Raw genomic sequence first — 12,120 nt, forward strand, 5'->3', positions numbered from 1 at the left:
GAATCTCGCTCCGAACCTCAGGTTTTCCCGATCCTGCCTGCATGCAGGATCCCCGCTGCACAGGAGAGCATTTGTCAATAAGCCCGTAAACGAATCGGGTCTCGTTTCCGCTGCCTGCGTCGCTTGCCGGCGTGCCCGAATGCGGATCTGTGACGTGCGTCACCCGCCGCCGCGTTCAGCCGGTGGCGCGGCTTTCATGGCCCGGGGCGCTCTCCAGCACCACGCCGCGGGTCTGGACGAAATGGCCCTGGAAGTAGGCGATGCCGAGCTGCCAGAGCACGGCCATGGTCTTGGCGTCCTCGACCCTTTCGGCAACGGTGCGGATGCCGAGCTTCTTCGCCACCTGGGACAGCTGCGTGACCCGGCGCTGCTGGTCGGGATCGCGATTGAGGCCCTGCATCAGGCTGCCGTCGATCTTCATGAACTGCATGGGGATGTGGTGCAGGAGCTGCGCCGAATCGCGGCCCGTGCCGATGTGGTCCACGGCGAACAGGAAACCGGCGGCGGCGAGCTTGCCGGACAGGTCGCGGGTTTGCTTGAGGTGCGCGCCGGCCACCTCCTCGCTGACCTGGAAGCACAGCCGCTGGGCCGGCACCTTCAGGCTGCGCAGGCGTGCCAGCAGCCACTCCGGCAGCGTCTCGTCGAGCACCGAGTCGCGCGACAGTCGCACGAACACCAGCGTGGGCTGCTTGGTGGCGCAGAATGACAGCGAGGCGCCGATCACCCAGCGGTCGACACTCTTGATCAGGCCGGCACGCTCCGCGGGGGGCACGAACTCGCCTGGCAGCACCTGGTTGCCTTCCTCGTCCACCATGCGCACCAGGGTGTCGAACATGCCCTGCACTTCCTCGGTGAGGCTGGCGATGGGCTGGTGGACCAGGCGGAAGCGGTTCTGCATCAGCGCGGCGCGGATGCGCGGTACCCAGGTGGCGTCGCTGAGGCGCACCTTCTGGGTGGCCGAGGTGGAGTCGCACAGCTCGACGCGGTTGCCGCCGGCGTCACGGCCGCTGCGACAGGCCTTCTCGGCCACGGTGAGGATTTCGGCCAGCGAGGCGGATTCGCTGCCGATTTCGGTGAGGCCGACGGTGCAGGTCAGGCTGGTGGACTGGCGATCGACTTCGAAGACGCGGCCGGCAACGGCCTTGCGCACCTGCTCCGCCCAGGCCTCGACGTCGTTCATGGTGCCGCGCTCGATCAGCATGGCGAAGATGGTGCCGCCGAAGCGTCCGCAGACATCGCTGGGCTGGAGCAGTTCGCGCAGCTGCTCGGCGAGCCGCATGATGAGCGCTTCGGTGCCGAGCAGGCCGACGTCGCGGTGTACCCGCGAGAAATGATCCGGACGGAAGTAGGCCATGGCCCGCACGCCACCGGCCACCGGTGACTGCAGCCGCTCCTCCACCTGCTCCAGGAAATGGTGGCGCAGCAGGAATCCGGTGGACGGATCCTTGCACAACGCCTGCTCCACCAGGTCCTCGGCAGGTCCGGCGGCGGGGCGTTCGGCCGGCACGATGACACGCACCGCCGCCTCGCCCTCCACGGTGACCTGCTCGAGCCGGAGCTCCAGCCCGAGCATGCCGCCGTCGCGGCGCTGGCCGGTCACCTGCAGGCTGGCGTCGGTCCACTTGCCCTTGAGGCAGGCCTGCATGGCGCCCTTGAGGCTCGGCAGGTCCTTGTCGCCGAACTGGTCCATGAACGGCTGGCCGAGCAGATCCTGCTCCTGATCGAGGCCAAACAGCGCCAGCCAGGCCGGGTTGGCGGCGATGACGATGCCTTCCTGCACGTCGGCGATGGCCTCCGTGGCGCCCTGCATCAGGTTGCGCAGTTCCTGCTGGTACTGGCTGGCCGATGACAGCACGCCGTCGAGTGCCGATTGCAGGCGGCGCGCGCGCAGCTCGCGTTCCACCACGGCCTGCAGGCGGCCGCGGAAGGCCAGGGAGACCACGTCACGGGCACCGGCGGCGATGGCCTCGGCGATGCCGCGTTCGGTGACCTGCTGGCGCACGATGACCACGGGGATCGGCGGATTGCGGCGGAAGATGGCGCCGGAGAGGCCGGTGAGGTCGAGGTCCGGCTCGTCGGCGAAGATCAGCACCAGCTCGGGCTGCTGCTCGGCAACCGCCTCTTCCAGGGCCGCCGGCTCGTCCACGCGGGTGCAGTGCACCGCGTGCCCGGCTTCGCGGAGCACGCCATTTATGGCGGCAAGGTTGTCGTCAAGGCGGCTGACGACGATCAAAGGCACACCGACGGCGTCGCGCAAAGTACGCATCCCAGGCACAACAGGCTTGGGCGGGATTCTGCAGGGCGACTTGCGGGGATTATGTGACCCGTGTCTGGTTATGTGACCTGCCGGCGATTATGTAGCGCGGGTGCGAGCAGTTCCTTGGCCGGTGCGCCCGGGCGCTCGCGTGCGAGCCGCGGCACCAGGTAGCCGGGCAGCATGGCGGCGGCCTCGCCGAGGATGCGGCGCGCGCGCCGCTCGCCGACGCGGAAATGCGCGGCGCCGCGCACCGGGTCGAGCAGGTGCAGGTAATAGGGCAGGATGCGCAGCTCGAACAGCCGCCGGCTCAGCGCGGCGAGCAGCGTCGCATCATCGTTGACGCCGCGCAGGAGCACCGACTGGTTGAGCAGCGCGGCCGAGACCCCGGCCAGTTTCGCGGCAGCCTGCGCGACGCTGTCGTCGAGTTCGTTGGCGTGGTTGGCATGCAGCACCACCACCAGCGGTCTGGGCGCCTGCGAGAGCACGCCGAGGAGGCCGGCGTCGACGCGCTCCGGGAGCACCACCGGCAGCCGCGTATGGATGCGGATGCGTCGCACCTGTGGCATGCGGCCGATCGCCGCCAGCAGCGAGCCGATGCGCTGGTCGCTCAGTGACAGCGGATCCCCGCCGCTGAGGATGACTTCCTCGATGCCGGCATCGGCGGCCATGGCGTCCAGCACGGCTGCGAGGGCACGGGGCGTGACACTCGCCTCGGCGTAGGGGAACTCGCGCCGGAAACAGTAGCGGCAGTTGACGGCACAGGCGCCGCTCGCCACCAGCAGCGCCCGGCCGCGGTATTTGCGCAACAGTCCCGGCGGCTGCATCTGTCCCAGTTCGGCAAGCGGGTCGGCGCTGAAGCCCGGCGCATTCGCCAGTTCCTGCGCCAGCGGCAGGACCTGCAGCAGCAGCGGATCGCGCGGGTCGCCCGGCCGCATGCGTGCGACGAATCCCCGCGGCACGCGCAGCGCGAAGGCTCTGCTGGCACCGGCGGAATCCGCAAGACTCGCCGCTGGCAGGCCCAATGCCTCGGCGAGTTCGGCCGGGGTGGTGATCGCCCGCGCAAGTTCGCGCTGCCAGGTGGAGGCGGCGGCCAGGACCGGGGTGGGAAGCGCGTTGCTCACGGCGGATGTCGGGCAGAGGCAGGTCAAAATATATAGAATGGCGCCGCCCCGCAGGGGCTCGACCGTCCGGGCGGCGCATCAGCGGGGCTGCCCGGCGATTGTACGTAACAATCCCGCGCCTTGTCGCAGGTCACCATGGCCAGTTACAGCACCAACGAATTCAAGTCCGGCGTCAAGATCCTGCTCGACGGGGATCCCTACGTGATCCTCGAGAACGAGTACGTCAAGCCGGGCAAGGGCCAGGCCTTCAACCGCGTCCGCGTGCGCAACCTGAAGACCGGGCGCACGGTGGAGAAGACCTTCAAGTCTGGCGATACGGCCGAGGCGGCCGATGTCATGACCACGCCCATGCAGTACCTCTACAACGACGGCGACATCTGGTATTTCATGGAGCCGGAAACATTCGAGCAGCACGGGGCGGGCGCCGCCGCGGTGGGCGAGGCCCGCACCTGGCTCAAGGAACAGATGCTCTGCAACATCACGCTGTGGAACGGCCAGCCGCTGGTGGTGGAGCCTCCCGCCCATGTCGAGCTGAAGATCGTGCAGACGGATCCGGGCATCCGTGGTGACACGGCGACCGGCGGCATGAAGCCGGCGACGCTGGAGACCGGCGCCGTCGTCAAGGTGCCGCTGTTCATCAACGAGGGCGAGATCATCAAGGTCGATACGCGCACCGGGGAGTACATCTCCCGGGTGCGCTGACCAGCGCGCCTTGCCTCAGCCGCCTTCGGGGGCGGAGAAGGCGACGACCGCGGCGATGTCCTGGAGGCCCAGACAAGCCATCAGCAGCCGGTCGAAGCCCAGGGCCACGCCACAGCAGTCGGGCAGGCCCGCTTCCAGGGCAGCCAGCAAGGCCTCGTCCGGTTCCGCGTCGGGCAGTCCCAGGGCCTGCCTTTCGGCACGATCCGCCGCGAAGCGCCGTCGCTGTTCGCCGGCATCCGCCAGCTCGTGGTAGCCGTTGGCCAGCTCGATGCCGTCGAGATACACCTCGAAGCGCTCCGCGACCCGGGGATCGTCAGGATGCAGGCGCGCGAGGGCGGCCTGTGCCGCCGGGTACTCGCCGACCACCACCAGCCCGGCCTGCCGCAGCGCCGGCTCGATCACCTGCACCAGCAGCAGGTCGAGCCAGGCCTGGCGGCGCTCGCCGATGCCCGCGGCGAGGCCGGGCGATACGCCGCCGGGCACGAGCACCGCAGCCCAGGTGCGCACTTCCTCCATCCCGGCCTCGAGCGGATCGAAGCCCGCATGGTGCAGGAACAGTTCGCGGTAGGTGGTGTGCAGTGGTGGTGGCAGCTTGCGGTCGAGCCGGGCGGCGACCGCGGCGATGAGGTCGCAGGTCTCCGCCACGCAGGCATCGAGGTCCTGGCCGCGCCGGTACCATTCGACCAGGGTGAATTCCGGCCGGTGCCGCGGCCCGAGCTCGCCATCGCGGAATACCTTGCCGAGCTGGTAGATGTCCGGCGCGCCGGCGGCAAGCAGGCGCTTCATGTGGTACTCGGGCGAGGTATGCAGATAGCAGGGAAGGCCGGGGCGCACGCCGAGCGCGCTCGGCAGGTTGGCGAGTTGCGGGTCGCTGACCGGATGGCGCACCAGCAGCGGGGTCTCCACCTCCAGCACGCCGCGGGCGTCGAAGAACCCGCGCACGGTGGTGAGCGCCGCCGCCCGGCGCCGCAGGGTTTCGATCCGTGCCGTCGGCCGCCAGCCCGCTGCGTAGTTGCTCATGCCGGCCTCATGGTGTAGCCGGGTGCAGCAGGCGACCCAGGGATTCGCCGACACGGACGCGGTCGCCCGCGGCGAGCCCCTCGCGCCACCGCACGGCACCGGGAGGCAGCAGCAGCACCACGGTGGAGCCCATGTTGAACTGCCCGAGGATGTCGCCACGGCCAAGCCGGGTGACCGCCACCTCCGGCGGGTAGTCCCAGTGTGTGCCGCCACCGCGGCGGGGCAGGACCTCGCCCGCCCAGGCCGTGGACACGCTGCCCACGTTGAGCGCGCCCACCAGCACCACGGCGAAGGGCCCCCAGGGCGCGGCGCAGTGGCAGACGACGCGCTCGTTGCGCGCGAACAGGCGCGGCACGCGTGCGGCGGTCGTGGCATTGACCGACCAGAGTTCGCCGGCCACGTGGCTCATGCGCTCGACGCGCCCGGTGAGCGGCATGTGCACGCGGTGATAGTTCCAGGGGGCGAGGTAGATGGTGACGAAGCAGCCATCCTGGTAGCGGGCCGCGCGCCCGGCATCGCCGCCGAGCAGCTCGCTGGTGGTGTAGTAGAGGCCCTTGACCTGCAGGATCTCGTCACCGCGGATGCTGCCGACCTGCTGGATGGTGCCGTCCGCGGGGCTGAGCAGCGCCAGAGGGTCCGCGGCGAGTGGCCGCGCGCCGGGGCGCAGCGTGCGCGTGAAGAACGCATTGAAGCTGGCGTAGCCCGCCGGGACCGGGGCCCCGGCTTCGCTGATGTCCACGGCGTAGAGCCGCACGAACCCGCGGATCAGCAGGTCCTTGAGCCAGGGCCGCCTGCTGCGCGTGGCGCGGTAGACCAGCCGCGCCAGCAGCCGCGCCGGCAGCATGCGCTGCAGGGCGATGAACAGGGATTCGCGCAAGGGGCTGGACACGCTCGGGCCGGCTCGGCTACAGGGCCGCGTTACACTGGGAGGCGGCCATTCTACACAGGCGCCGTGCCGCTACCCCGCCACGCAACACCATCCGGAACATGAGCACGACACCCCGAAAACCCGCCGCCGCGCCGACCGTGGCGCGGCTGCTGGCCAGCGCAACCCGCCAACTGCAGCGGGCCGGCGTGCAATGCCTGCAGGGCACCGCAGACTGGCGTGACGAGGCAGCCGCGATCATCTGGCATGAACTCGGCCTCGACCATGCCGATCCCCGCGCCGGGGAACGGCTGGTGAGCCCCGCCGAGCACGAGCGCTGCCAGGCGCTGCTGCAGCGGCGTGCCAGCGAGCGCATCCCGTCCGCGTACCTGCTGGGCGAGGCCTGGTTCTGCGGCCTGCCGTTCCATGTCGACCGGCGCGTGCTGATCCCGCGCTCGCCGTTCGCGGAGCTGATCGAAGCGCGGTTCTCGCCCTGGCTCGATGCCGGTGACGCACCACGCATCCTCGAGATCGGCACCGGCAGCGGCTGCATCGCCATCGCCTGCGCCCTGGCATTCCCGGGAGCGGAGGTCGTGGCGACCGACATCTCGGCCGATGCCCTGGCCGTGGCCGCGACCAACGTGGCCCGGCACGGTGTCGGCGCACGGCTGCGGCTGCTGCACGCAGACCTCTATGACGGCGTCGATGGCCGCTTCGACCTCATCCTTTCCAATCCCCCCTATGTGCCGGAATCCGACCTCCGGGCCATGCCGCCGGAGCTGGCCTGGGAGCCGCGCGCGGCACTGGCCGGTGGGGGCGCCGACGGCCTCGACCTGGTGCGGCGGATCATCGCCGGGGCAGCGGCCCAGCTGCGGCCCTCCGGCTGGCTGGCGGTGGAGGTGGGGGCGGGGATGGCGGCACTCGAGCGGTCGTTTCCACGTATGGCCTTCGTCTGGCCGGAGTTCGCGCGCGGCGGGGATGGCATCGCGCTGGTGGCGGCTGGCGACCTGCCGGGGGACAATGACGGCCCGGCGGCCATGGCCTCCGGGGGTTAGCGTTTCAGCAGGATTGGCGGCATGTCAGGCAACACCATCGGCAGGGCGTTCAGCGTCACCACCTTCGGCGAGAGTCATGGACCCGGGCTCGGCTGCATCGTCGACGGCTGCCCACCGGGCCTGGCGCTCGCCGAGGACGACATCCAGCAGGACCTGGAGCGGCGGCGCCCCGGGCGTTCACGGCACACCACGCAGCGCAAGGAGCCCGACCGCGTGCGCATCCTCTCGGGCGTGTTCGAGGGCCTCACTACCGGGACGCCCATCGGCCTGCTGGTGGAGAACGTCGACCAGCGCTCGAAGGACTACAGCAAGATCAAGGACATGTTCCGCCCCGGCCATGCGGACTACAGCTACGAGCAGAAGTACGGCATCCGCGACTACCGCGGCGGGGGCCGCTCCTCCGCCCGCGAGACGGTGATGCGGGTGGCCGCCGGTGCCATCGCCCGCAAGTACCTGCGCGAGCGCCTGGGGGTGGAGATCCGCGCCTGGCTGGCGCAGCTCGGGCCGATCCGTCTCGGCTTCACGGACCCGGCTGCCATCGACGACAACCCGTTCTTCTGCGCCGAACCCGGCCGTGTGCCGGAACTCGAGGCCTACATGGATGCGCTGCGCGCGGACGGCGACTCCATCGGCGCGCGCATCAACGTCATGGCCAGCGGTGTTCCCGCCGGGCTCGGCGAGCCGGTGTTCGACAAGCTCGATGCCGCCATCGCCCACGCCATGATGGGCATCAATGCCGTGAAGGGCGTGGAGCTCGGCGACGGCTTCGCCGTGGTCGAGCAGAAGGGCTCGCGCCATCGCGACGGCATCGCACCCGGCGGGTTCCTCAAGAACTCCGCGGGCGGCACCCTCGGCGGCATTTCCTCCGGGCAGGACATCGTGGTGAGCATCGCGCTCAAGCCCACCTCCAGCATCCGGTTGCCCGGGGAAACCGTGGATCGCGGGGGCGGCGCCGCGGAGATCGTCACCACCGGCCGGCACGATCCCTGCGTGGGATTGCGCGCGGCGCCCATCGCCGAGGCCATGCTGGCACTGGTGCTGATGGACCATTTCCTGCGCCACCGGGGGCAGAATGCCGATGTGCGTTCCGCGGTGCCGGCCATCGCTGCCCGGCTGGAGCCCTGAGGCACTTGTAATCAGGCGGTGTTTGCCTATCCTGCGCGCTCGGCCGGGACGGCCGGAACGAGTCGGAGAGAGTCCATGAGCAAGGGTTACAGCGTTGCGGTTCTCGGCGCCACCGGCCTGGTGGGCGAGACCCTGATCCGCATCCTCGAGGAGCGTGATTTCCCGGTGTCGCGCTTCGTGCCGCTGGCAAGCGAGCGCTCGGTGGGCAAGAGCGTGCGCTTCCGCGGCGAGGATTTCCCGGTCCAGGACGTGGCGCAGTTCGATTTCAGGGACGTGCAGATCGGCCTGTTCTCCGCCGGCGCCAGCGTCTCGGCGGTGTACGCGCCGCGCGCCGGCGCCGCGGGCTGCGTGGTCATCGACAACACCTCGAAGTTCCGCTACGACGCCGACGTGCCGCTGGTGGTGCCGGAGGTCAACCCGCAGGCCATTGCCGGGTATCCGCCGCGCAACATCATCGCCAACCCCAATTGTTCGACCATCCAGATGGTGGTGGCGCTCAAGCCGATCCACGATGCCGCGGGCATCACCCGCATCAATGTCGCCACCTACCAGTCGGTCTCGGGTGCCGGCCGCCGCTCGGTCGAGACCCTGCGCCGGCAGGCGGGCGAGTCGCTGGCCGATCGCCCGGTGCAGACCGACGGTGCGGCCAAGCCCATCGCCTTCAATGTCATTCCTCATATAGATGAGTTCCAGCCGAACGGCTATACGAAGGAAGAAATGAAGATGGTCTGGGAGACCCGCAAGATCCTCGGCGACGAGTCGATCCAGGTGAATCCGACCGCAGTCCGCGTCCCGGTGTACTACGGCCATTCCGAGGCCGTGCACGTCGAGACGCGCGAGCCGATCTCCGCAGCCAGGGTGAGGGAGTTGCTGGAGCGGGCGCCGGGGGTGACCGTCCTCGACGAGGCCCGGCTCGGCGGCTACCCGACGGCGGTCACCGAAGGCGCCCACCGTGATGACGTCTTCGTCGGCCGCATCCGCCAGGACATCTCCTGCGAGCGCGGCATCGACCTCTGGGTCGTGGCCGACAACATCCGCAAGGGTGCCGCCCTGAACAGCATCCAGATTGCCGAGATTTTGGTGCGCGATTATTTTTAGGCTATAGTGACCCCGGCATTTCAGGGGTTTGCGAGCGTTTGTTGCGCCTTCGGTTCCGAGCGGCATGACGTTGCGGAAGCGAAGCTAATTTCGGGGTCCGGTAATGTCACGTATTCCCGCTTCCGCAGGTGTGGCGCTGGCCGGGCTGCTGCCGTTGTGCGCGGCCGCCCTCGGGCTCGGCGAGATCGAATCGAAGTCCTACCTGAACCAGCCGCTCGCGGCTGAGATTCCGGTGTTCGCCGAGGCGGCGGGCGAGATGGCCGGCCTCAGCGTCGGTCTCGCGTCGCCGGATACCTTCGCGCAGTACGGGCTGCAGCGGCCGGCCTTCCTCGGCGACCTGTCCTTCGCGGTCGCGGCCAATGCCCGTGGTGGCGTGATCCGCATCACCTCCGCCCAGCCGGTGACCGAGCCCTTCCTGACGCTGCTGCTCGAGGTGCAATGGCCGCAGGGGCGGCTGCTGCGCGAGTACACGGTGCTGCTGGATCCGCCCACCTTCACCGGTGGCGCCGTGCGCCAGCCGATCCAGGCACCCGCCGCCGCGGCGCAGGCTGCGGCCCCGCCGCCGGCCACCCCCGACATGGCTCCTGCGACCTCCGCTCCGGCGGTTTCCGCGGGCGCCGCCGATGGCAGCACCCACGTCGTGGCGCGCAACGAAACCCTCTGGGGCATTGCCAACCGCCACCGACCGCAGGGCGTCGCGGACATCAACCAGGTGATGATGGCCATCTACCGGGCCAACCCCGAAGCCTTCGCCGGCAACATCAACCGGTTGAATGCCGGAGCGGTGCTGCGGCTGCCCGACGAGGCTGCCATCTCGGCGCTCGGCCAGGCGGAAGCCGATGCCGAAGTGCGCCGCCAGACCCGCGAGTGGCAGGAAGCCGCGCCTGCCTCGGCGCCGGCGCGGCTGGAACTCGTGCCGCCGCCGGCGGAATCGGCTGCGCCCGCTGCCCCAGCCGCCAGTGCGGCTGCAGGCGCGAAGCAGGCGGCCGAGGCGGAAGAGAGCCGCCGCCTGCTGGCGGTGAAGGACGCCGAACTCCAGGCCCTGCGCAAGCGTGTCGCGGACCTCGAGAAGCAGGCTGGCGAGGTGGCCGTGGAGCCGGAATCGCCGGCGCCAGCGGCCGAGCCCGCACCCACGCCGGCACCAGCGGCCGAGCCCGCACCCACGCCGGCACCGGAGCCGGCCGTGGAGGCCGAAACACCCGCGGCGCCCGCGGCCAGCGAACCCGCCCGGCCCGCGAAGCCGGTGCGGGCGCGGCCGGCGCCTGCCACGAAACCGGCGGCCGAGAGCCCGGGGCTGGTCGACACCATCGGCCAGTTGTTCACGTCCATCTGGCTGTGGATCGCGGCTGCCGTGGTGCTGGTTGGCGGGCTGCTGCTGGCGCGTCGTCGCTCGGCCCGGGAGGATGTGCCGGCCTGGCAGCCGACCACCGGCCGGGGGCGCGGCTCCGATGCCGGCGAGGCGACCCAGGCAACACGCAGCGAGGACATGATCGTCATCGAGGAGCGGCCCCAGGCAACCGGCGGCTTCGAGCGCCGGGCGACTCCACGGGGCGATGAAGAGACGCTGCTCGAGAAGACCATCAGCACCGAGGGACCGGTCAACCTCGACCAGTCCGACGCCCTGGCCGAGGCGGAATTCCACGTGGCCTACGGCCTGTACGACCAGGCGGCCGACATCCTCACCGCGGCCATTGCCCGCGACCCGTCGCGACGTGACCTGCCGCTGAAGCTCCTCGATGTCTACTTCGGCTGGGAGAACCGCGAGGGCTTCCTCAAGGAGGCCAGGGCCCTGCGTGAGCGCATCGGCACCGAGGACGATCCCGACTGGAAGCGCGTCTGCATCATGGGCAAGCAGCTGTGCCCGGGCGAGGCCCTGTTCGCCGCGGCCGCTGCACCAGGTGCCGAGGAGATGGACCTGGCGCTCGGCGGCGAGGGCAGTGGCACGGTGGACATGGAACTCGGCGGCGCCGACACCGGGCTGGATTTCGACCTGAGCGGCACGGACATGGAGGCCGACGCGAACGCGCCGACCCGGCTCTCGCGGACCTGGGGCTCTGCCCAGACCCAGGAGATCCCGACCATCGAGGCGCCCGGCCCGAGTGTGGCCTCCACCATGGAGACCCCGACCGTCGAGAGCCCGGAGCTGTCGTCGACGATGGAGACGCCGACCATCCAGACCCGCGCCGCGGGGCGCACCATGGAGACGCCGACCATCGAGGCGCCGGGCATCGGTGGCACGGCGCGCCTGCAGGGGCTTTCGGCGGAGGACGAGCACCACGACCAGACCGCGGAAATCGATCTCGAGGACCTCGGCCTCGACCTGACCGGACTCGACGAGGCTGCACGCGACGTGGCCACCGGGCTGCAGGAAACCCTGCCCTCGGGTGGCGATTCCGGCCTGGATTTCGACCTGAGCGGTGGCGCCAGCACCGGCGATGGCGAGGAAAGCACGGCCGAGATGGATGGCCGCCCCGGTACGTTGCCGGGGGATGATACCGCCGAGCAGCCCGGGATCAGCAGCGGTGACACCATGGCCACGCAGCGCCTGAGTGCCACCAGTGACGACCTGCCCGCGCTGGACATCGACCTCGACCTCGGCGGGACCGACGTCGCCGGATCCGACCTGACCTCCACGGGCATCCAGGCCCTCAGCACCGCGAGGCGCCCGGAGGACCCGACCATGACCGAGGTGGGTACCAAGCTCGACCTCGCCCGCGCCTACATCGAAATGGGCGACCCCGATGGTGCCCGCAGCATCCTCAACGAGGTGCTCGAGGAGGGTGATCAGGCGCAGAGGCAGGAAGCACGGCAGCTGCTCGACGGCTTCGACCAGTAGGCGGGCAGGCCTGCCGCTGGCGCCAGCGGGTCCGGTCCCGC

Annotated in this window: 9 protein-coding genes; 5 read left to right on the top strand and 4 right to left on the bottom strand. The window is 70.3% G+C overall.

What is annotated here, in order from left to right:
- Nucleotides 1–175 precede the first annotated feature (175 nt).
- Both HRU81_03365 and epmB read right to left on the bottom strand, forming a co-directional pair.
- Complete coding sequence (locus tag HRU81_03365; protein QOJ31221.1) at nt 176–2,257, bottom strand: EAL domain-containing protein; 2,082 nt, start codon at nt 2,255–2,257, stop codon at nt 176–178.
- Between the two features lie 77 nt (nt 2,258–2,334).
- On the bottom strand, nt 2,335–3,351 hold the full coding sequence (gene epmB / locus HRU81_03370) for an EF-P beta-lysylation protein EpmB (protein QOJ33266.1): 1,017 nt from the start codon (nt 3,349–3,351) through the stop codon (nt 2,335–2,337).
- A 162-nt stretch (nt 3,352–3,513) separates the two neighbouring features.
- Between epmB and efp the strand changes: the two genes are divergently transcribed.
- A complete protein-coding gene (gene efp / locus HRU81_03375) occupies nt 3,514–4,080 on the top strand; it encodes an elongation factor P (GenBank protein QOJ31222.1) in 567 nt (188 codons plus the stop codon).
- 15 nt (nt 4,081–4,095) lie between these two features.
- On the opposite strand, the gene genX is transcribed toward efp, so the two are convergent.
- Nucleotides 4,096–5,100, bottom strand: coding sequence for an EF-P lysine aminoacylase GenX (gene genX, locus HRU81_03380; GenBank protein ID QOJ31223.1), 1,005 nt, complete (start codon nt 5,098–5,100; stop codon nt 4,096–4,098).
- Nucleotides 5,101–5,107: 7 nt separating this feature from the next.
- Nucleotides 5,108–5,944, bottom strand: a complete 837-nt coding sequence (gene psd, locus HRU81_03385) for a phosphatidylserine decarboxylase (GenBank protein QOJ33267.1) — start codon at nt 5,942–5,944, stop codon at nt 5,108–5,110.
- A 143-nt stretch (nt 5,945–6,087) separates the two neighbouring features.
- On the opposite strand from psd, the gene prmB reads away from it, so the two are divergent.
- From prmB to HRU81_03405, 4 genes are all read left to right on the top strand, one after another.
- Nucleotides 6,088–7,020, top strand: a complete 933-nt coding sequence (prmB, locus tag HRU81_03390) for a 50S ribosomal protein L3 N(5)-glutamine methyltransferase (protein QOJ31224.1) — start codon at nt 6,088–6,090, stop codon at nt 7,018–7,020.
- A gap of 21 nt (nt 7,021–7,041) precedes the next feature.
- Entirely contained in the window at nt 7,042–8,145 is a 1,104-nt protein-coding gene (gene aroC, locus HRU81_03395; protein ID QOJ31225.1) for a chorismate synthase, read from the top strand.
- 75 nt (nt 8,146–8,220) lie between these two features.
- Entirely contained in the window at nt 8,221–9,243 is a 1,023-nt protein-coding gene (locus HRU81_03400; protein QOJ31226.1) for an aspartate-semialdehyde dehydrogenase, read from the top strand.
- A gap of 103 nt (nt 9,244–9,346) precedes the next feature.
- Nucleotides 9,347–12,079, top strand: a complete 2,733-nt coding sequence (locus HRU81_03405; protein QOJ31227.1) for a hypothetical protein — start codon at nt 9,347–9,349, stop codon at nt 12,077–12,079.
- Nucleotides 12,080–12,120 lie beyond the last annotated feature (41 nt).

It is taken from the genome of Gammaproteobacteria bacterium, assembly GCA_015709695.1.
Lineage (GTDB): Bacteria > Pseudomonadota > Gammaproteobacteria > Steroidobacterales.